This is a genomic window from Ruegeria sp. BHSA118 (assembly GCF_059613405.1).
On sequence record NZ_JBXWSM010000052.1, the window covers coordinates 1 to 19,555 of the forward strand.

General features: G+C 57.6%; 20 protein-coding genes. 11 read left to right on the forward strand and 9 right to left on the reverse strand.

Annotation, left to right across the window (positions count from 1 at the left end; genetic code table 11):
* Positions 1-478: helicase HerA-like domain-containing protein (locus AC2FNN_RS15245; RefSeq protein ID WP_496759369.1), on the forward strand; the 478-nt coding region annotated here is incomplete at its 5' end.
* A 32-nt stretch (positions 479-510) separates the two neighbouring features.
* On the opposite strand, the gene AC2FNN_RS15250 is transcribed toward AC2FNN_RS15245, so the two are convergent.
* The 7 genes from AC2FNN_RS15250 to AC2FNN_RS15280 all read right to left on the reverse strand — a co-directional run bounded on the left by AC2FNN_RS15250 (position 511) and on the right by AC2FNN_RS15280 (position 7,057).
* A complete protein-coding gene (locus AC2FNN_RS15250; RefSeq protein WP_496759370.1) occupies positions 511-765 on the reverse strand; it encodes a hypothetical protein in 255 nt (84 codons plus the stop codon).
* A gap of 181 nt (positions 766-946) precedes the next feature.
* Complete coding sequence (locus AC2FNN_RS15255; protein WP_496759371.1) at positions 947-2,260, reverse strand: branched-chain amino acid ABC transporter permease; 1,314 nt, start codon at positions 2,258-2,260, stop codon at positions 947-949.
* Positions 2,257-3,267 (reverse strand): branched-chain amino acid ABC transporter permease, encoded by a 1,011-nt coding sequence (locus AC2FNN_RS15260; protein WP_496759372.1) that lies wholly within the window; start codon positions 3,265-3,267, stop codon positions 2,257-2,259. Before AC2FNN_RS15260 ends, AC2FNN_RS15255 begins: the two co-directional genes overlap by 4 nt.
* Before the next feature lie 209 nt (positions 3,268-3,476).
* Positions 3,477-3,806: a hypothetical protein gene (locus AC2FNN_RS15265; RefSeq protein WP_496759373.1), complete on the reverse strand. Its 330-nt coding sequence runs from the start codon at positions 3,804-3,806 to the stop codon at positions 3,477-3,479.
* Between the two features lie 328 nt (positions 3,807-4,134).
* Entirely contained in the window at positions 4,135-4,965 is an 831-nt protein-coding gene (locus tag AC2FNN_RS15270) for an ABC transporter ATP-binding protein (RefSeq protein ID WP_496759374.1), read from the reverse strand.
* On the reverse strand, positions 4,962-5,750 hold the full coding sequence (locus AC2FNN_RS15275) for an ABC transporter ATP-binding protein (RefSeq protein ID WP_496759375.1): 789 nt from the start codon (positions 5,748-5,750) through the stop codon (positions 4,962-4,964). The genes AC2FNN_RS15270 and AC2FNN_RS15275 overlap by 4 nt, the downstream gene beginning before the upstream one ends.
* Positions 5,751-5,875: 125 nt before the next feature.
* Positions 5,876-7,057 carry an ABC transporter substrate-binding protein gene (locus AC2FNN_RS15280; protein ID WP_496759376.1) on the reverse strand — a complete coding sequence of 394 codons (1,182 nt, stop codon included), beginning with the start codon at positions 7,055-7,057 and terminating at the stop codon, positions 5,876-5,878.
* Between the two features lie 153 nt (positions 7,058-7,210).
* On the opposite strand from AC2FNN_RS15280, the gene AC2FNN_RS15285 reads away from it, so the two are divergent.
* Positions 7,211-8,308, forward strand: a complete 1,098-nt coding sequence (locus AC2FNN_RS15285) for a PQQ-dependent sugar dehydrogenase (protein WP_496759377.1) — start codon at positions 7,211-7,213, stop codon at positions 8,306-8,308.
* Between the two features lie 32 nt (positions 8,309-8,340).
* Positions 8,341-8,751 (forward strand): hypothetical protein, encoded by a 411-nt coding sequence (locus AC2FNN_RS15290; RefSeq protein ID WP_496759378.1) that lies wholly within the window; start codon positions 8,341-8,343, stop codon positions 8,749-8,751.
* A gap of 4 nt (positions 8,752-8,755) precedes the next feature.
* Here the strand turns inward: AC2FNN_RS15290 and AC2FNN_RS15295 are convergent, their stop codons facing one another.
* On the reverse strand, positions 8,756-9,760 hold the full coding sequence (locus AC2FNN_RS15295) for a GlxA family transcriptional regulator (RefSeq protein ID WP_496759379.1): 1,005 nt from the start codon (positions 9,758-9,760) through the stop codon (positions 8,756-8,758).
* Between the two features lie 169 nt (positions 9,761-9,929).
* Between AC2FNN_RS15295 and AC2FNN_RS15300 the strand changes: the two genes are divergently transcribed.
* On the forward strand, positions 9,930-11,300 hold the full coding sequence (locus AC2FNN_RS15300) for a class II 3-deoxy-7-phosphoheptulonate synthase (RefSeq protein ID WP_496759380.1): 1,371 nt from the start codon (positions 9,930-9,932) through the stop codon (positions 11,298-11,300).
* Positions 11,301-11,368: 68 nt separating this feature from the next.
* Here AC2FNN_RS15300 and AC2FNN_RS15305 read toward each other — a convergent pair whose 3' ends face one another.
* Positions 11,369-12,043: a PAS domain-containing protein gene (locus AC2FNN_RS15305; RefSeq protein ID WP_496759381.1), complete on the reverse strand. Its 675-nt coding sequence runs from the start codon at positions 12,041-12,043 to the stop codon at positions 11,369-11,371.
* A gap of 245 nt (positions 12,044-12,288) precedes the next feature.
* Between AC2FNN_RS15305 and AC2FNN_RS15310 the strand changes: the two genes are divergently transcribed.
* From AC2FNN_RS15310 to pstA, 7 genes are all read left to right on the forward strand, one after another.
* On the forward strand, positions 12,289-13,179 hold the full coding sequence (locus tag AC2FNN_RS15310; RefSeq protein WP_496759396.1) for a YicC/YloC family endoribonuclease: 891 nt from the start codon (positions 12,289-12,291) through the stop codon (positions 13,177-13,179).
* 17 nt (positions 13,180-13,196) lie between these two features.
* Positions 13,197-13,838: a guanylate kinase gene (gmk, locus tag AC2FNN_RS15315; protein ID WP_152457986.1), complete on the forward strand. Its 642-nt coding sequence runs from the start codon at positions 13,197-13,199 to the stop codon at positions 13,836-13,838.
* Positions 13,835-14,359 (forward strand): gamma carbonic anhydrase family protein, encoded by a 525-nt coding sequence (locus AC2FNN_RS15320; protein ID WP_496759382.1) that lies wholly within the window; start codon positions 13,835-13,837, stop codon positions 14,357-14,359. The genes gmk and AC2FNN_RS15320 overlap by 4 nt, the downstream gene beginning before the upstream one ends.
* Positions 14,360-14,386: 27 nt before the next feature.
* Entirely contained in the window at positions 14,387-15,427 is a 1,041-nt protein-coding gene (locus AC2FNN_RS15325) for a sensor histidine kinase (protein WP_496759383.1), read from the forward strand.
* Positions 15,428-15,620: 193 nt separating this feature from the next.
* Entirely contained in the window at positions 15,621-16,661 is a 1,041-nt protein-coding gene (locus AC2FNN_RS15330) for a substrate-binding domain-containing protein (protein WP_496759384.1), read from the forward strand.
* Positions 16,662-16,754: 93 nt separating this feature from the next.
* Positions 16,755-18,227 (forward strand): phosphate ABC transporter permease subunit PstC, encoded by a 1,473-nt coding sequence (pstC, locus tag AC2FNN_RS15335; protein ID WP_496759385.1) that lies wholly within the window; start codon positions 16,755-16,757, stop codon positions 18,225-18,227.
* Positions 18,224-19,555 carry a phosphate ABC transporter permease PstA gene (gene pstA, locus AC2FNN_RS15340; protein WP_496759386.1) on the forward strand — a complete coding sequence of 444 codons (1,332 nt, stop codon included), beginning with the start codon at positions 18,224-18,226 and terminating at the stop codon, positions 19,553-19,555. Before pstC ends, pstA begins: the two co-directional genes overlap by 4 nt.

The following is a 19,555-nucleotide window of genomic DNA, read 5'->3' on the forward strand; positions in this document are numbered from 1 at the left end:
AGCCGCAATCCGTGAGGTGGGCGTTGGTGAGGCTGTCACGTCGATGCTTCAGAAGAAAGGCGTTCCCGGAATTGTCGAGCGCACATTGATTCGTCCGCCGGGGTCCCAGTTGGGGCCCATTTCTGATGCCCAGCGGAGGGCTATTCTCGATTCCTCGCCGATGGCGTCGAAATACGACAATGGAATTGATCGACAGTCGGCCTTTGAAATCCTCCAGGCTCGGGCCGAAGCCGCCGCAAAGGCCGCTGAACAGGCAGAAGCCGATGAAGTGCTGGAGGAACAATCACCGATGGAACGAGAGTATTCTTCGGCTCGCAGATATTCGGGAAGCCGGGTCGGCAGATCCTCGTCCCGGGTGCCGCGCCGGAAAGACACGTTTGCATCGGCGATGACCGACGCGGTTATCAAAGAACTGAAGGGGACGACCGGACGCCGGATCGTTCGCGGTATTCTGGGTGGATTGTTCCGCAACAGATGACGGAACGGCGCCCATCACGGGCGCCGCAAAGTTTACTTCAGGCGGCGCTGGCCTTCCTGTCGGCAATAGGCGTCAGCCTCTGACACCGACATTTTTGAAGCCGGGAAGTCAATCGCCCGGTCCCAGGTCACCCGGTCGTGACGATACAGCTGACAGGTTACGACTCCCTTTGGCGTTTGAACTTTGACGGGGGTCGTTTCAAGGTCTTCCGGAGACGGAATACAGGCGGATATTACGATGGCAACAACAGGAAACAGAAGCAGTGTCTTGAACCGTGGTGCTTTCATTTTCGACTCTTTTCAAAACGTGTGAATGATCGTTACAGATCGGCGAAGACGGATGTGAGTGCCGGCGACTTACCGCAAAAAGAAAACACTGCGGTGGGTCCGTTTATTCAGAAAATCGTTAAGAATCAAGAAACCGTGCCGAACAAGAGGCACGGTTTCGCATATTGAAGGGGGATGTGATCTATTTCTCTGGGATTAACCCTCTTGGACTGAATCTGAGAACAATCAACAGGATCAGCCCCATCGTAAACAGGCGCATATGTGCGGCGCTGTCCAACAGGTGGGCTTTCAGTGCACTTCCGTCCGGCATGCCCGCGGTAATGACATTCATCAGCCACAAGCCGATCGGTTCAACCTGAACCCACAGGAACCAGATCAGGAAAGCGCCCAGAACGGCCCCGAAATTGTTGCCCGAACCACCCACGATCACCATCACCCAGACCAGAAAGGTAAAGCGCAGCGGTTGATAGGCGCTTGGCGTCAATTGGCCGTCCAGCGTTGTCATCATCGCACCCGCGATACCGCAAATGGCCGAACCCAGTACGAAGATTTGCAGATGACGACGGGTGACATCCTTGCCCATGGCCTCAGCCGCCACTTCATTGTCACGGATTGCGCGCATCATCCGGCCCCACGGGCTTTTCAGGGCCATCTGTGCCATCCAGAGCAGAACCAGAAGTACAATCATGAACAGCAGCGAATAGCCGAGTTTGACCGAAAGGGTGGATGCGGTGACGGGATCCAACCCTAACCACTCGGCCCGCGCAAGAAATGCCGGGTCGTTCTGCAAATCCACTTCGTAGCCCACAACAGGGGATGGGCGTGGGATGCCGTAGACGTTCTTGACACCCCGGGCCAGCCAGTCTTCGTTTTTCATGACGGCGATGATGATTTCGGCGATCCCCAAAGTAGCAATCGCCAGATAATCCGAACGAAGACCCAGCGCCGTTTTACCGATCAGCCACGCAGCGCCCGCCGCCAGCAAACCACCCGCCGGCCAGGCCAGCAAAACCGGCAGATTCAAACCGCCGATATTGCCGGCAATCGCAGGGTCTATGGCCTCGACCGCCGCAATGCTGGGATCGAACACCGCGCGATAGACAAAAAAGCCCACGACAAGAACGGCAATGATCATCAGGGTTTGCACACGGCCCTTCGGCAGTTTCGTTGCCACCAGAACGGCGGCAACCACTGTCGCGGCACCCAGCAGCAAAGACAGAACGATGCCATAACCTCCGGCAGCCCAGGCACCGGGCGTGGGCTGCGTTGAAACCAGTACGACGGCCAGACCGCCCAGAGCGACAAAGCCCATCACGCCCACATTGAACAGACCGGCAAAACCCCATTGCAGGTTTACACCGATCGCCATAATGGCGGAAATCAGCCCCATATTCAGGATCAGGATCGCGGTGTTCCAGCTTTGCGTGAAACCGGTCAACAGGATCAGGCCGCCGACAATTGCGAACAGCAGCGTGTTTTTGACAGAGTCGGTCATACGGCCTTTCCCTTGAAAAGTCCCGTGGGCTTGAACAGAAGCACGATCAGCAGGATGACAAAGCTGACCGCGAATTTGTAATCGGTCGAAAGAAGTTGCACCAATCCTGACGGCGCCAGACTTTCAGGCGACACATAGGTCAGCACCTTCTTCCAGGCGTATGTTATCGTCACTTCGGAAAACGCGATGATAAACCCGCCTGCGATGGCGCCCAGAGGATTGCCCAAACCACCCACGATGGCCGAGGCAAAGATCGGCAGCAGAAGCTGGAAGTAGACGAAGGGTTTGAAGCTTTTGTCCAGCCCGTAAAGAACGCCAGCAGTCGTGGCCAGCGCCGCAACGATGATCCATGTGATCATTACCACACGTTCCGGGTTGATGCCTGACAGCAGCGCCAGATCCTCGTTGTCCGAATAGGCCCGCATAGACTTGCCGGTGCGCGTCTTGTTCAGAAACCAGAACAGCAGAGCCACGGCAACAACGGCCACGATCACCGTGATACCTTGCGACGTCTTGATGGCCAGACCCTCACGCAGACCGGTCATCGTCTTGAAATCGCGCGCCGAAACAATGAACCGGGCCCCATCCGAAAACCTTTGGTCATCCGGCCCGATAATGAACCGGACAAGGCCGTTCATGATGAACATCACGCCCATTGAGACGATCACCAGAATAACGGGCTTTGCCTTTTGTTCACGGTAGAATTTGTAGACCAGCCTGTCGGTGATCAGCACCAGCACGATACAGCCCAGGATGGCAAAGGGCAGGGCAAGCAGGGCGGTTGGCAACGGTCCAAAGCTGATTCCGGCGGCCTGCAACCCCCATGTGACCAGCACGGCAATCATCGCGCCAAAGGCCATGGTGTCGCCATGGGCAAAGTTCGAAAACCGCAGGATGCCGTAGATCAGGGTCACGCCAAGCGCGCCCAACGCCAGTTGGCTGCCATAAGCGACCGCAGGCACCAACACAAAATTCGCAAGCGCAACAAGCGCGTTGAGTAGATCCATTATTTCTTCTCACTGTCCGGGTGCGGCTTTATGGCACGACGCCGACGAAAGACACAACAATTTGGAACGTGATTTTTAGGGCTTTATGCATGTTTTTATGCCGTTTGGCAGGCTTCGGACACGCTGGCAGAAGCCCCTTGGTTCTTCCCCAAAGAAAAAGACCGCGCCACAATGTGGGACGCGGTCCGAAATCGCGAAAGATCGCGGGGCTAGGCACCGGATTCCGTGCATTGGCCGCGGTCATTTTGCAGGACCGGGCGGCGGATGGACAGGTTGTAGGACAGATCCGGGCTTTGGACGAAGAACGTCATGACATGCTGCTCGGTCGTCAGGATGAAGGTCATGTTGTTCAGCCCCGGAAACACCTGCGCGTTCCCGGTCGTATTACCGAATTTGACCGATCCCTTTTGTTCTCCTTCAAACCGCGTCAGCCGATACTCGGTTCCATCAATGTCCGATGTGCACACAAATTCGCGCTGCTGAGCGACGGCACCGGTTGCCATTTGTGCGGCCAGGGCGGCGATCATCCATTTTTTCATTTTGACTTCCAATTCTTGTGTCCCCAGCCGGGGCGCGTTTCGGGGATTGGTCTAGGTGTTCGGGCGCAGCGATATTTTTGAAATTTGGCCTGATTAAAGCAGCAGGTTGGCATTCGGCGCGTTTTCAAAGTCTTTTTTCTGCAACGGCCCGCAGAAGATTAATTGATATTTTTCAGATACCTAAAAAAGGCTCTCATATGCAGAGCCGCGACTTGAAGCATCGGTTGCCATGATCTGGCCTTCAATTTTGCGCATTGCGATCAAGCAAAAGGACCAGCCGAGAATCCCGGCTGGCCCCACATGAAAACCTGCAATTGAAAAGCGTCGATCAGCCGCCCAAAAACGACTTACGCACTTCAGGATCAGCCAGCAGTTCCTTGCCTGTGCCGGTATAAGCATTCCGCCCCTGAACCAGCACATATCCTTTGTCCGCGATCTCAAGCGCCTGACGGGCGTTTTGCTCGACCATCAGGATCGGCAGGCCGGTGCGGGATACTTCGATGATCCGGTCGAACAGTTCATCCATCACGATCGGCGAAACACCTGCCGTGGGTTCGTCCAGCATCAGCACCTTGGGCTGGGTCATCAGCGCACGGCCCACGGCAACCTGTTGGCGTTGTCCGCCCGACAGCTCTCCGGCGGCCTGATTGCGTTTGTCGCGGAGGATCGGGAACAGGTCATAGACCTGCTCCATCGTCTGGCTGATGTCGTCGCGGCGGATGAAAGCGCCCATTTCCAGGTTCTCTTCCACCGTCATCGAGGTAAAGATGTTCTGTGTTTGCGGCACGAAGCCCATGCCACGCATGACCCGGTCTTGCGGGCTGAGATTGGTGATATCCTCGCCATCCAGACGCACAGACCCTGAACGGACATCCAGCATCCCGAACACGGCTTTCATCGCCGTCGACTTGCCCGCACCGTTGGGGCCGACGATGACTGCGATTTCACCCTTGTCCACGGCGATGGTGCAATCATGCAGGATGTCGGGCCCTTTGCCGTAGCCACCCGTCATGGTGTCGCCGATCAGAAAAGGGCCGCCTCCGACCTTATGAGTCGCACCACTTTTGCGATGGGCCGGTGTCATGGTGCCGACACCATGCGGATTGGTGATCGAGGCGTCCTTGTTGCCCTTGTCATCCTGATAGGGGTTGTCGCTCATGCCCCGGCCTCCAGCTTGTCTTTGTTCTTGAGGCCGGTGCCCAGATAGGCTTCGATCACGTGCTCGTTCGCCTTGATCTCGTCCAGGGTACCCTCGGCCAGTACCTTGCCTTCAGCCATGCAGATGACCGGATCACAGATCTTGCCGATGAAATCCATGTCATGTTCGATGACGACGAAGGTATAGCCGCGTTCCTTGTTCAGGCGCAGGATCGTGTCGGCAATGGTCATCAACAGGGTGCGGTTCACACCCGCGCCGACCTCGTCCAGAAACACGATCTTGGCGTCCACCATCATCGTGCGGCCCAGCTCCAGCAGCTTTTTCTGACCACCCGAGACCTGACCCGCCTTGTGATTGGCCAGATGTTCAATCGTCAGAAACTCCAGCACCTCATCGGCCTTGGCTTTCAGCGCGCGTTCTTCATCAGCGATGCGCTTGCGGCCAAACCACGTGTTCCACAGCGACTCGCCTGATTGCGCGCCGGGTACCATCATCAGGTTTTCGCGGCAGGTCATCGACGGGAATTCATGTGCAATCTGAAACGTGCGCAACAGCCCCTTGTGGAACAGTTCATGAGGGGGCAGACCGGTGATATCCTCGCCGTCCATAACCACTTTGCCGCTGGTCGGCGGAAGAACACCTGCGATCACATTGAACAGAGTGGTTTTTCCTGCCCCGTTGGGCCCGATCAGGCCGGTGATCGACCCTTTCTGGATTTCCAGCGATGCCCCGTCCACCGCGTGAAATCCGCCGAAATGCTTGTGCACGTCCTCGACGACGATCATCTTTTCCCCTTGCCGCCTGTTCGGCGCTGTTGTCTCGACCCCGTTTGCCGGGTGCGGTCTTTTTTCATTGAAACAGCCCGGACACAAGGCCCGGGCTGCTTACATTCATAGCCTTTGGCGATCAATCAACGGAAGTTGACGGTCTTGTTTTCGCCGTCGGTCACTTCGATCTCACGATAGGAACCCGCGCTTTCGCCGGGGCCGATCAGCTCAACACCGGACGCACCGACATAGTCGATGTCCTGACCGTTTGCCAGCAATTCCAGACCCTTGGCCAGTTCGCCGGGATAGATCTTTTCGCCCGGAGCGTTGGCGACGTCCATGATCTTGGCGCCATAGTCGGCCGGATTGGTCGATCCGGCAGCCTGCATGGCCAGCATGAACAGAGCCGCAGCGTCATAAGATTCGGGCGAATAGGGCGACGAACCGTCGAAACCAGCGGCTTCGGCCATGGCGAAATACTTCTCGGCGCCTTCACCACCCGAACCGGCGATCTGACCGAACGAACCGTTCAGGTCGGGGCCGACGTTCGCGGGCAGCGAGTCACCGATCATGCCACCGGGCAGACCGAAAGTGTCAAACGCACCGCTGTCCAGCGCCGACTGGATGATGCCCAGACCGCCCTGATCCAGATAGCCCGCAACAACCAGAATGTCGCCACCGGCCGAGGCCAGCGCGCCAACTTCGGCCGAATAGTCGGCTTTGCCATCCTCGTGCGCTGCAACGATGGTCACTTCGCCACCTGCTGCCTCGAAAGAGGTTTGGATCGCGTCCGCCAGACCCTTGCCGTAGTCGTTGTTCGTGTAGGTCAGAGCGATTGAGTTGATGCCGCGATCCTTCAGGATATCCGCCATCACCTGACCTTCGCGCGCATCTGACGGCGCGGTGCGGAAAAACAGGCCGTTGTCTTCCATGGTCGACAGGCCCGGCGAGGTCGCCGAGGGCGAGATCATGACCATGCCATTCGGAATCGCGACATTCTGAAGGATGGCGCCGGTCACGCCCGAACAATCGCCGCCGATGATGCCGGCAACACCGTCCGCAATCATGCGTTCGCCGTTCGACGTGGCCAGACCGTTATCAATGCAGCCGGTGTCGGCGCGCGACGCGGTCACTTTGGATCCATCCAGCAGTTTTCCGGATTCGGTGACTTCCGCCATCGCCATTTCAGCGCCCGAACCCATTGCAGGTGCCAGCGATTCAATTGGGCCGGTGAATCCGAACAAAACACCCAGTGTAATGTCTTCGGCCAGCGCAGGTCCGGCCAGCAAAGCGGATGCTGCAGTTGCTGTAAGCAGCTTTTTCATATGGTTACTCCCTATTGTGAACGTGTTCGTTCTGGCCACGAACCTAGGCAAGCTGCCCGGAAAAGAAAAGTCCTAACGCAATCGTGTTTTTATCGATTGGAAATCTATCTGTTTTGTTAGGGTTTGCCTTAGATTGTCCGGAGAAGGGTCAACATGCTCAGAGCTGCCGCGATTCTGTTCGTCACTTTTTGCACCGAAAGTGCCTTGGCACAGGCGTTGTCGACCTCGGTCGGGAATATCGAACTCACCGAAATGGCGGGCGGGCTGGATACGCCCTGGGCCGTTGGTATCTTGCCTGACGGCAGTTTTCTTGTCACCGAACGGGACGGAAACCTGCTGTATGTTCAGGACGGAGAGGCGAATGCCGTATCCGGCGTTCCCAAGGTTGCAGCTTCGGGGCAGGGCGGATTGCTGGACGTTACGATCCCGCGCGAATTCAATCAAAGCCGCGAGGTTTTTCTGACCTTTTCAAAACCGCAAAAGGGTGGCGCGGGCACAGCTGTCGCCGTCGCGCGCCTGTCCGAGAACGGTACGCGTCTGACGAATCTGCGTGTCGTTTTCGAGGCTTCCCCTGGCGGATCAGGCGGGCGGCATTTCGGCTCTCGTGTAGTAGAAGCGAAGGACGGCACGCTTTTTGTAACCATCGGGGACCGAGGGGATGGACCGCAGGCGCAGGATCAATCGAACGCCATGGGTTCCGTGATCCGTATCAACCGCGACGGCACAGTGCCATCGGACAATCCTTTCGTCGGACAGGCAGAGATCCGACCTGAAATCTGGACCTATGGGCACCGCAACCCACAGGGGGCCGATCTGGATTCGCGTGGCCGATTGTGGGTGTCGGAACACGGAGCGCGCGGCGGTGACGAGGTGAACCTTGTCAAACCCGGCGCCAATTACGGTTGGCCCGTCATCTCGTACGGCACACATTATTCCGGAGAGAAGATTGGCGAGGGCACCAGCAAGCCCGGTATGGAACAGCCGCGCCTGTACTGGGACCCGTCGATCGCGCCGTCAGGGTTGATGGTCTATTCCGGCGACATGTTTCCCGAATGGCGGGGCGACATTTTCGTAGGCTCGCTGAAATTCGACTATATCGCGCGGCTGTCCGGAGACCCGCTGCGCGAGGTCGAGCAGATCAAGGGCCCCGAGACCGAACGGGTCCGTGACATCGTGCAGGCCCCGGATGGGGCGATCTGGTTCGTCTCGGTCGGGCAGGGCGCGGTTTACAGGCTCGCCCGTTCATCCTAGGAGTGTCGGAATACACTTCAAAGAGGATTGAAATGTTCCGCATTCTCGCATCGATTATCTTGTGCCTTTTGGCGCTTCCCGCCGCGGCAGACGAGGTTTTTCCAACCTATGCCGATTATGAAACCTTCGTCGACACCAAGATGAAGAACCGCGAGTTTTCGAACGTCCTCAACCGGTTAGGGGGCGCTGATGAATACACGCCGCAGCAGATGGAGGTTATTCAGGGCCAACTGCGCGACCTTGTTCCCTATTACCTGACCCATGCCGCAGTGGCCAAGCGGGTCGAGCTTGAAAACGGTTTCGCGCAGGAAATGCGGGTGTATTGGAATGACAAGTACAGCTATGTTTTCACATACACGGTCTTGCATGAACGTGACGACGGTCTGATGGTTCTCAGTTTTTTCCTCAACACCAATGCCGCGCCGATTCTGGAGAAATTCTAGGCGCTCAGACCGACAGCCGTCCGCTCTGCGCACCACGCTCACGATAGGGCGTGGTGTTGTAATGCGCCCGGTAGCATTTCGAGAAATGGCTGGGAGAGGCGAACCCACATGCCAGCGCCACGTTGATGACACTCATATCGGTCTGCATCAGCAGGTTCCGGGCCTTGTGCAGGCGCAGTTCCATGTAATAGCGCTTGGGCGAGCGGCTGAGATAACGCCTGAACAGGCGCTCAAGCTGGCGGGTCGACATGCCGACTTCCTTGGCCAGAATCGAAGGTGAGATCGGCTCTTCGATGTTTTTTTCCATCATCAGGATAACCTGGCTCAACTTCGGATGCCGCACACCGATTCGGGTCGGAGTTGACAGGCGCTGCGTGTCCTGATCTGTCCGGATAGACGAATAGATCATCTGATCCGCCACCGCGTTGGCCAGATCCTCGCCATAGTCATCTGCTATCAGCTTGAGCATCAGGTCAATCGACGAGGTGCCACCCGCAGTCGTCATGCGGCTGCCATCGATCTGAAAGACGGCTTTGGTCAGTTTGACCTCATCGAACTCCTCGATGAAACTGTCAGAGTTCTCCCAATGGATCGTCGCCTTCTTGTCGTCCAGCAACCCGGCCTTTGCCAGAGTATAGGCCGCAGTGCAGAGGCCACCGATCCGCAATCCTCTTCGCGCTTCGCGCCGCAGCCAGTTCAGCACGCGCTTGGTGGTGGCCGCCTGAACGTCCACGCCACCGCAAATCAGAACAACGTCGTCTCGCTGCAACTCCACCAGATCACTGTCAAGACTGAACTCGGTCCCGGCCGAGCAGGTTACCGTTTCTCCGCCTTCTCCTATCAGCTTCCAGGTGTAAAGCTGTCTGTTTGCCATGCGGTTGGCGATGCGCAGACTGTCAAGCGCCGACGCAAAGGACAGAAGCGAGAATTTGTCCAAAAGGACAAACACGAAATTCCGGGGTGGGGCCGCAGTGTCTTCCACCGTGACAACTTGGCGTTGCTCTTGCATGGCGAGATGTCCTTGCTTCGCTGCTGGACGTTTGATTATCCAGCCGCAGATTTGACAGCCACCATGATCAAAGCTTGTTTGCGTCGTCAAGAGGCGCAAATGGGATATGGTCACTCTTCATTGCATTTTGTATAGAGACCACCTGAAAACTTCAGCGGAGATCAAAGCTATGACCGAATGGCAAAAATCGAACTGGCGCAACAAGCCCCGGGTTCAGATGCCAGATTATACCGACGCGGCCGCGCTGGCCAAGGTCGAGGCTCAGCTTTCAAAGTATCCCCCGCTGGTCTTTGCCGGCGAGGCGCGGCGTCTCAAACAGCATCTGGGTGCCGCCGGGCGCGGCGAGGCCTTCCTTCTGCAAGGCGGGGATTGCGCTGAAAGCTTTGAACAATTCAGCGCGGATGCGATCCGTGACACTTTCAAGGTGATGCTGCAAATGGCGATGGTTCTGACCTATGGTGCCAAGGTGCCGGTGGTCAAAGTCGGTCGTATGGCCGGGCAATTTGCCAAGCCACGCAGTGCCCCGACCGAAGTTGTTAATGGTGTGGAACTGCCCAGCTACCGCGGCGACATCATCAACGAATTGGCCTTTACGCCCGAAGCCAGGATTCCGAATCCCAACAAGATGTTGCAGGCCTACACACAGGCGGCGGCGACGCTGAACTTGCTGCGTGCGTTCTCGACCGGCGGCTTCGCGGATATGAGCCGCGTGCATGCCTGGACTTTGGGTTTCGCGGATGAACAGGACGTTCAGAAATATTCCGAGGTTGCCGATCGCATTCAGGACACCATCGACTTCATGGAAGCGGCCGGTATCACGGCAGACACGACACACGAATTCTCGACCGTCGAGTTCTACACCAGCCACGAAGGGCTTTTGCTGGAATACGAAGAGGCACTGACGCGTCTGGATTCCACCTCGGGTAACTGGCTGGCTGGCTCTGGTCACATGATCTGGATCGGCGACCGAACCCGTCAGCCCGACGGCGCGCATGTCGAGTTCTGCCGCGGGGTGCTGAACCCGATCGGTCTGAAATGCGGCCCGACCACCACGGCCGAGGACCTCAAGGTTCTGATGTCCAAGCTGAACCCTGAAAATGAAGAGGGCCGCTTGACACTGATCGCGCGCTTCGGCGCGGGCAAGGCGGGTGAGCATCTGCCGCGTCTGATCAAGGCGGTCAAGGAAGAGGGCGCCAAGGTCACCTGGGTCTGCGACCCGATGCACGGCAACACGATCAAATCGGCCACGGGCTATAAAACCCGCCCGTTTGACTCAGTTCTGCGCGAGGTGCGCGACTTTTTCGGAGTGCATCAGGCCGAGGGAACCATCCCCGGCGGCGTGCATTTCGAAATGACCGGGCTGGATGTGACCGAATGCACCGGTGGTGTACGCGCCGTGACCGAAGAGGACCTGTCGGATCGCTACCACACCGCCTGCGATCCGCGCCTGAACGCGTCGCAGTCGCTGGAACTTGCGTTCCTGGTGGCGGAAGAGCTGACCAATCTGCGCCGCAACGGATCAAAACGCGCGGTAAGCTGAGCACAACCGAAACAAGGACAACAGCGGGCCATCGGCCCGCTGTTTCTGATCACGGCAATCGGCAGGTCTCAATCGTCGCGTGACACCACCAGATGAAGATGGCCGGCAGAGCGTTTGAATTGGCGCTGTTCCTCCGCAAAACCTTCCACAGGGCGGCGCAGTGTGGGCGCGGGCACCTGAATTTCAGAAACCGGTTTGATCCGCGTATCGGCCAGTGAAAACCGGCGCGGTGTCTTGCCGATTGCGCCATCGGCGATCATGACCCCCAAAATACGGCTGACATCCCCAAGGTCACTTTTCAGCGGCAGAAGGATCATCCGGGCCTGCATCCGGGTACGTCCCAAGACCCCGCCCGAGTTCAGACTCAATTCGGCAACAGCGGGGGACGCAAATACCTGTTCCAGAACATCCTTGGTCTGCGCGCGGGCATCGGGTTGAAAGAACGCGGTCAACGGCATCCCCCGCACTTCCATCCCTGCAAGTGCGTTCAGATGGCTGCCTGCCAGACGAAATCGGGCCAGGCCGGGTGCGATGCGTTCCAGGATGAAAGTATATTCAAGAACATTCTCAAGGCCGCGCGGGTCGATTTGAGACCGCATCGGCACGCTGTCGCCGCTCAACAATGCGGTCCAATACGCCTCGGCCTGGCGGATCGGCGATAGGCTGCGCCCACTGTCAAAGCGATCCATTGCGACGATCTTTCCAAATTCTGACCCGGAACCTATCCCGAAAAAGGTTTTCATTTTCATCACCCTACCGTCAATTGGCCGCCATTTTCATAAAATGCAACACAATGGAAGCATCTACGGCCCGTAAACCACTGCTAAGGGCATTTTGACTCGGGTTAATTCAATTTTGGAGTAATTCTTTAACGAATGGTTAACTTGCGCCAAACAATTGCGTCTTCAGCAAACTCTTGCTCTGCACCAGTCAATAGCATTAGGTGCGGCACATGCTCGAAACAGCAGGGGAACAGGAAAGGGCCATCATGATCAGATCCATGACCGGGTTTGCCTCGGGGAAGGGAACTTTCGGCCCGCACAGTTGGTCGTGGGAACTTCGCAGCGTAAACGGCAAGGGGCTGGATATGCGTCTGCGCGTGCCCGACTGGTTGACCGGCCTCGAAGTCGCGTTGCGGGCGTCCCTGTCCAAGTCCCTGAGCCGGGGAAACGTAACCCTGTCGATGCGCTTGAACCGCGAGGATTCTGCCCCGGAACTGGCCTTGAACGAAGCCGCGATGGCTTCGGCCCTGGCCGCACTTGCGCGAACGGAAGCGCTGGCAGCTGCGCACGGCATCACGCTTGCGCCGTCGCGTGCGTCAGATCTTTTGGCGCTCAAGGGGATGATGGACGCAGGAACCGAGGCCGACGATCCGGCTCCGCTTGTTGCTCATCTGACGTCCGAATTCAAAGATCTACTGGTGGCGTTCATAGATATGCGCAAAACCGAAGGGGAAGCTTTGGCGGCGATCTTGAACACGCAGCTGGATCAGGTCGCTGAACTGACGGCGCAGGCCGCAGCCATTGCCGAGCAACGCAAGGACAAGATGACCGAGGGGTTGCGAGAAAATCTCGCGCGGGTGCTCGAGAACTCGCAGGGCGCCGATCCCGATCGTGTCGCGCAAGAGCTGGCGATGATCGCGGTCAAGGCGGATATCACCGAAGAAATCGACCGCCTGACCGCGCATGTAGGGGCCGCTCGTGAGTTGTTGGCCCAAGACGGGGCCGTGGGCCGCAAGCTGGATTTCCTGATGCAAGAGTTCAATCGCGAAGCCAACACGCTGTGTTCCAAGGCGCAAAGCTCGGACCTGACATCGGTCGGGCTGGAACTGAAAGCGGTGATCGATCAGATGCGCGAGCAAGTGCAGAACGTGGAATAAGAATGGGAACGACCGACATGGCGGACCGCCGAGGCCTACTAATCATCCTGTCTTCACCGTCCGGAGCGGGCAAATCGACCCTGGCCAGACGGCTGATGGCCTGGGATACGGATCTGGAATTTTCGATCTCGGCGACGACCCGTGCCCCGCGCCCCGGGGAAGAGCATGGGCGCGAGTATTTCTTTCTGTCCGAGGACGAGTTCAAACAGCAGGTCGCTGATGGGCAGATGCTGGAACACGCCCATGTATTCGGAAACTTCTATGGCTCACCTGCCGAGCCGGTCAAAAATTCGATCAATGCCGGTAAGGACGTATTGTTCGACGTCGACTGGCAGGGTGAAGTGCAGATCCGAAATTCGGATCTGGGCAAACACGCGTTGTCGATCTTCATTCTGCCGCCGTCCATCCCCGAGCTGCGCCGTCGGCTGGAAACGCGCGGGCAGGACAGTGATGACGTCATCGCCCGTCGGATGCTCAAAAGCTGGGATGAAATCAGTCACTGGGGCTATTACGACTACGTCCTGATCAACGATGACCTCGAGGCGACCGAAGAAAAACTGAAAACAATCGTCAGCGCGGAACGGATGCGCCGCATTCAGCAACCCAGGTTGCAACAGCACGTCCGCAAGTTGCAGAGAGAATTCGAGGGACTGTCATGACCATTTACGCTTTGGGTGAACACGCTCCGCAAATTCACGAGGACACCTGGGTCGCGCCAGATGCCAATCTGATTGGCAAGGTTGTGCTGGAGCAGGGGGCCTCGGTCTGGTTCGGCTGCACGATTCGCGCGGATCACGAAGAAATCCGGGTCGGCGAGGGCAGCAACGTTCAGGAAAACTGCGTGATGCATATCGACGCCGGTTTTCCCCTGACGATTGGTCGAAATTGCACCATCGGGCACAAGGTGATGCTGCATGGCTGCACCATAGGCGAAAACACGTTGGTCGGAATGGGCGCAATCGTTCTGAACGGGGCAAAGATCGGCCGGAACTGCCTGATCGGAGCAGGGGCCCTGATCACCGAGGGCAAAGAAATCCCCGACAATTCGCTTGTCATGGGATCGCCGGGCAAGGTCGTGCGCCAGCTGGATGAGGCTGCGGCCCAAAGGATCACGTTCAGTGCGCTGCATTATCAGGAGAACATGCGCAAATTCCGCGAAACCCTGAAACCTGCGCTTTGACGCGACGGAATGAGTGGGTTTTGACGCATGACCGAAGACGTTCTTGAAGACATTGTTCTTGCGATCCCGTTGCCGGCGCTGATGGTGGATCAGACCGAACGGATCATTGCCGCGAACACAGATGCGACGTCACTTCTGGGCCAGAACATTGTTGGGCGTCATTTTGCGACCATACTGCGACAGCCACAGGTTCTGGACGCCATCGAACAAAGCCTGACAAGCAGAAGCGCAAAGAAAGCACGTCATCTGTCAAATGACGGTGCGCAGGACACAACATACACAGTTGAATGCAGATACATGAACGGGGTCGCTTCCGAAGGGGCCGTCATGGTCACGTTTCAGGATACCACCCATCTGGAACACGCCAGCCAGATGCGACGGGATTTCGTGGCCAATGTCAGCCATGAATTGCGCACGCCGTTGACCGCCTTGATGGGGTTTATCGAAACCCTGCGCGGTCCGGCACGGGACGACTCCGCCGCGCGTGACCGGTTCCTCAAGATCATGGCCGATGAGGCCAACCGGATGAACCGTCTGGTCGGGGATCTGTTGTCGTTGAACCGGGTCGAAAGCGAAGAACGTGTTCGACCCAGGCAACAGCTGGAACTTACCGGTCTTCTTCAATCCACTATAAACTCGCTGCGGCCCCTTGCCGAAGACGCCGGCGTTGTTCTGTCGCTGGACGTGAAAAACGGCCCGCTTTCAGTCACCGGTGACGGCGACCAGTTGCGGCAGGTTTTCACCAATCTCATCGAGAACGGGATCAAGTATGGCGCCAGCGGCGGCAGCGTTACGGTACGTGTCTTGCCGGCGGACAGGGATCCGGCAATGCGCGGCCCGGCTGTCCGAATCCAGTTCATAGACAAAGGCCCCGGCATAGATGCCGTTCACCTGCCGCGCCTGACAGAGCGATTCTATCGCGCCGACAGCCACCGGTCGCGGCAACTGGGCGGAACCGGGCTTGGCCTTGCGATTGTGAAGCACATCGTCAACCGCCATCGTGGAAGGCTTCGTGTCGAAAGCGAGTTGGGAAAAGGCTCTGTTTTTACGGTTATTTTGCCCCGTTGAAACAGCTTGGAATGCAAGTCTGCTTTTGATCTGACCCTTTGGGGCATTGGCGTTTCATTAGAAAAAACGCAAAAAAACCCCTGCTGTCATAAAACCGTTACGCATGTGTCACAAAAGGCTTACGCACGCGCCATAGGGGTCCCCGCAGGATCATCATGGTGGTGATCAAGCACATCTTTTCAGGGAGACTGAAATGTCCTTTGTAAAACTGTCGGCATCTGCGCTGGCTATCGCTGCCGTCTCGGCGACCACTGCTGCGGCGCGTGACAATGTTCAGATCGCCGGTTCGTCGACCGTTCTGCCTTATGCCTCGATCGTTGCCGAACTGTTCGGTGAAAACACAGACTTCCCAACCCCGGTTGTTGAATCGGGCGGTTCGTCGGCTGGTCTGAAGCGTTTCTGCGAAGGCGTTGGCGAAAACACCATCGACGTTGCGAACGCGTCGCGCGCGATCCGCGAAAAAGAGATCAAAGCCTGCGCCGAAAACGGCGTGACCGACATCATGGAAGTCCGCATCGGCTATGACGGCATCGTTTTTGCAAGCCAGCAAACCGGTCCTGCCTTCATCGCGTTTGAACCTTCCGACATCTTCAACGCGCTGGGTGCGAAAGTTCTGAAAGACGGCGAAGTTGTTGATAACCCTTACAACACCTGGGCCGAGTTCAACTCGGAACTGCCCGACGTTGAAATCGCAGGCTTCATCCCGGGTACCAAGCACGGCACCCGTGAAGTGTTCGAAGAAAAAGTTCTGCTGATCGGTTGTGAAGAAACCGGCGCAATGCAGGCCATGATTGATGGCGGCATGAGCGAAGACGACGCTGAAGATGCCTGTCTGGCGGTTCGTACCGATGGCAAATCGGTCGATATCGACGGTGACTACACCGAAACCCTGGCGCGTATCGACACCAACCCCAACGGTATCGGCATCTTCGGCCTGGCGTTCTACGAGAACAACACCGACAAGTTGAAGGTTGCCACCATGTCGGGTGTCGCACCGTCGACCGAAACCATCTCGACCGGCGAATATCCGGTTTCTCGCCCGCTGTTCTTTTACGTGAAGAAAGCTCATATCGGCGTGATCCCTGGCCTGAAGGAATACGCGCAGTTCTTCACCCATGACGAAATCGCCGGTCCGTCGGGCCCGCTTGCCAACTATGGCCTGGTTGCCGATCCCGAACTGGCAAAAACTCAGGACGCGATTGCCAACGAAGTCACCATGGGTTCGGGCAGCTGAGCCTGACACCGGTTTAACGCAAATAGGGGCGACGGATCAGTCGCCCCTTCACTGTCTTTTTACTACTCGCAATCGAAGGCAAATGGGGGTGTCATGCCGATACTTTGGCTCTTTCTGATCGTTTCGGCGATCGCGGCTGTCGGCTATCTGTTGGGACGCAAACGCGCGCTGCAAAACGCAGGTGGTGACAGTCGGAATCTGCATTCCCTGCCATCTTTTTACGGTGCAAACGTTGCGCTGAAGACGCTTGTGCCGGCCTTCGGTCTCTTGATTGTGTGGCTGTTGGCGCAGCCTTTCTTTCTCAATACGCAGGTGTCGGATATGATACCGGACTCCGTGATACAGGAAGGCTCCTCCCGCAGTCTGGTGATGGCCGAAGTACGCCGCACCGCCGCCGGGCTGGACAATGCGGTTGCACAAGGCACCCTGACCGAGAACGCCGCCAGTGATGCCGATGCGAATGTCGCCGAGATCACCCAGCTTTTGAAGGACGCGGGGCAGGTGGTGACCTCGGACATCACTCAACCGGTACTGCGCGCTGCGCAGAGCTATCGCGCCATGAGCTCGACCGGGTATGCGATCATGTCCGTTGCTGTTGTCGCGGTTGCCTTGATCGGTGCCGTGGCGGGCTGGTTGCAAACCAACGCCGAATACCGTGCACGCAACGTTGTGGAACAGGGGGTCCGAGTCCTGCTTCTGGCGGCCGCGTCGGTTGCCATTCTGACAACGGTGGGCATTGTCCTGTCGCTTGTGTTCAACACCTGGGAATTCTTCAAACTGTACCCGGCGTCAGATTTCTTTTTCGGCATGACCTGGGCGCCCAGCTTTTCCGGCCGCGGCGGGTTGTCCGAACTTGGTATATTGCCGCTGCTGTGGGGAACGCTCTACATCTCTGCCGTGGCGCTGCTGGTTGCGGTGCCGATCGGATTGTTCGCCGCGATCTATCTCAGCGAATACGCTTCGCCACGCTTGCGGTCTGTCGCAAAGCCGCTGCTTGAGGTTCTGGCCGGGATTCCGACCATCGTTTACGGTCTCTTCGCTTTGTTGACCGTTGGCCCGCTGCTGTTGGACGTCTTTGGTGAAAGTGGCCTGGGCTGGATGAAAGCCGGCACCGCCGTCATGACTGCGGGTCTGGTGATGGGGATCATGTTGATCCCGTTTGTCTCATCACTGTCTGACGACATTATCAACGCGGTGCCTCAGGCAATGCGCGACGGCTCCTACGGTCTTGGCGCCACACAATCGGAAACCATCCGTCAGGTTGTTCTGCCCGCTGCGTTGCCCGGCATCGTCGGCGCGATCCTTCTGGCGGCATCGCGTGCCATCGGCGAGACCATGATCGTGGTTCTCGGGGCAGGGGCTGCGGCCCGCCTCAGCCTGAACCCGTTCGAAGCCATGACAACTGTGACAGCCAAGATCGTCAGCCAGTTGACGGGGGACGCCGACTTTGCCTCACCCGAGGCGCTGGTCGCCTTCGCACTTGGCATGACCCTTTTCGTTCTAACATTGGGGCTCAACGTGTGTGCCCTGTATATCGTGCGCAAGTACCGGGAGCAGTACGAATGACCGACACCAGTATGCAAAGCCCCCAATCCGGTCGCCATACGATCTCGCTTACGGCTTCGGATGAACGCACAACGAAACGTGCCAAAGCCGAGAAACGGTTCCGCGCTTATGGCATCGCCGCAATCGCAATCGGTCTGTTCTTTCTGGTTGTTCTGTTCGCTTCGATCCTGTCGCAGGGGATCCCGGCCTTCCAACGCACGGTCGTCAGCATTGATTTCACGCTGACCGAACCGCAGCGGGACGAGGCCGAAGGGGCCCTGTTCAAAACAAAAGTCTATTCCAACCTGTTTATCGCCCAGTTGAACGGTGAACTTGCCGAACGCGGAATCAGCGTGGATTTTGATGAGGCCGCGATCGAGCGTCTTTTGGGTAAAGTCGGCGGAACGATCCGGACCTTCTATACCGAAAACCCTGACAAGCTGGGCCAGCCGGTCAAATTCGATCTGGCAGCATCCAGCCGGGTGGACGGGTATTTCAAAGGCCGCGTATCCCGCGACACATTACAGGACAGCCGGTTTCTGCAAAAAAGCGATCTGGATCTGGTCGATGCGCTGGAACAGGCCAGCATCATCAGGCAGGCATTCAACTGGCCCTTCATCACCGGAGCGGACGCAGGCGTGGACAATCCCGGCGGCGCAGGCATCGGTGTCTCGGTTGTGGGATCATTCTTCATGATGCTGGTCGTTCTGTGTCTGTCTCTGCCGATTGGCGTCGCAGCTTCCATCTATCTCGAGGAGTTTGCACCACAGAACAAGTTGACTGACCTGATCGAAGTGAACATTTCGAACCTGGCCGCGGTTCCGTCCATCGTCTTCGGCATTCTGGGCCTGGCCGTTTTCATCCAGTTCATGCACCTGCCGCAATCGGCGCCGCTGGTCGGCGGTCTGGTTCTGACCCTGATGACGCTTCCGACGATCATCATCTCGACCCGCGCGTCTTTGAAGGCCGTGCCTCCGTCGATCCGCGACGCGGCGCTTGGGGTAGGGGCGTCGAAAATGCAGGCGGTGTTTCACCACGTGCTGCCGCTGGCTGCGCCGGGCATTCTGACGGGTACCATCATCGGTCTGGCGCAAGCCTTGGGTGAAACCGCACCTCTTTTGCTGATCGGCATGGTGGGGTTTGTCGCACGCGGGTATCCCGACGGCTTTCTTGCAGGCTTTACCGAGCCGAATTCGGCCATGCCCGCCCAGATCTATACATGGGCCGCACGCGCTGACGTTGGCTTTTACGAAAAGGCATGGGGTGGGATCATCATACTTTTGATGTTCCTGCTGACCATGAATATCATCGCAATCATCTTGCGCCGCCGCTTTGAACGCCGCTGGTAA

What these genes read in the sequence shown, in the direction of transcription:
- AC2FNN_RS15250 (WP_496759370.1), bottom strand. Translation starts at nt 765, where the DNA reads ATGAAAGCACCACGGTTCAAGACACTGCTTCTGTTTCCTGTTGTTGCC.
- AC2FNN_RS15255 (WP_496759371.1), bottom strand. Translation starts at nt 2,260, where the DNA reads ATGACCGACTCTGTCAAAAACACGCTGCTGTTCGCAATTGTCGGCGGC.
- AC2FNN_RS15260 (WP_496759372.1), bottom strand. Translation starts at nt 3,267, where the DNA reads ATGGATCTACTCAACGCGCTTGTTGCGCTTGCGAATTTTGTGTTGGTG.
- AC2FNN_RS15265 (WP_496759373.1), bottom strand. Translation starts at nt 3,806, where the DNA reads ATGAAAAAATGGATGATCGCCGCCCTGGCCGCACAAATGGCAACCGGT.
- AC2FNN_RS15270 (WP_496759374.1), bottom strand. Translation starts at nt 4,965, where the DNA reads ATGAGCGACAACCCCTATCAGGATGACAAGGGCAACAAGGACGCCTCG.
- AC2FNN_RS15275 (WP_496759375.1), bottom strand. Translation starts at nt 5,750, where the DNA reads ATGATCGTCGTCGAGGACGTGCACAAGCATTTCGGCGGATTTCACGCG.
- AC2FNN_RS15280 (WP_496759376.1), bottom strand. Translation starts at nt 7,057, where the DNA reads ATGAAAAAGCTGCTTACAGCAACTGCAGCATCCGCTTTGCTGGCCGGA.
- AC2FNN_RS15285 (WP_496759377.1), top strand. Translation starts at nt 7,211, where the DNA reads ATGCTCAGAGCTGCCGCGATTCTGTTCGTCACTTTTTGCACCGAAAGT.
- AC2FNN_RS15290 (WP_496759378.1), top strand. Translation starts at nt 8,341, where the DNA reads ATGTTCCGCATTCTCGCATCGATTATCTTGTGCCTTTTGGCGCTTCCC.
- AC2FNN_RS15295 (WP_496759379.1), bottom strand. Translation starts at nt 9,760, where the DNA reads ATGCAAGAGCAACGCCAAGTTGTCACGGTGGAAGACACTGCGGCCCCA.
- AC2FNN_RS15300 (WP_496759380.1), top strand. Translation starts at nt 9,930, where the DNA reads ATGACCGAATGGCAAAAATCGAACTGGCGCAACAAGCCCCGGGTTCAG.
- AC2FNN_RS15305 (WP_496759381.1), bottom strand. Translation starts at nt 12,043, where the DNA reads ATGAAAACCTTTTTCGGGATAGGTTCCGGGTCAGAATTTGGAAAGATC.
- AC2FNN_RS15310 (WP_496759396.1), top strand. Translation starts at nt 12,289, where the DNA reads ATGATCAGATCCATGACCGGGTTTGCCTCGGGGAAGGGAACTTTCGGC.
- gmk (WP_152457986.1), top strand. Translation starts at nt 13,197, where the DNA reads ATGGCGGACCGCCGAGGCCTACTAATCATCCTGTCTTCACCGTCCGGA.
- AC2FNN_RS15320 (WP_496759382.1), top strand. Translation starts at nt 13,835, where the DNA reads ATGACCATTTACGCTTTGGGTGAACACGCTCCGCAAATTCACGAGGAC.
- AC2FNN_RS15325 (WP_496759383.1), top strand. Translation starts at nt 14,387, where the DNA reads ATGACCGAAGACGTTCTTGAAGACATTGTTCTTGCGATCCCGTTGCCG.
- AC2FNN_RS15330 (WP_496759384.1), top strand. Translation starts at nt 15,621, where the DNA reads ATGTCCTTTGTAAAACTGTCGGCATCTGCGCTGGCTATCGCTGCCGTC.
- pstC (WP_496759385.1), top strand. Translation starts at nt 16,755, where the DNA reads ATGCCGATACTTTGGCTCTTTCTGATCGTTTCGGCGATCGCGGCTGTC.
- pstA (WP_496759386.1), top strand. Translation starts at nt 18,224, where the DNA reads ATGACCGACACCAGTATGCAAAGCCCCCAATCCGGTCGCCATACGATC.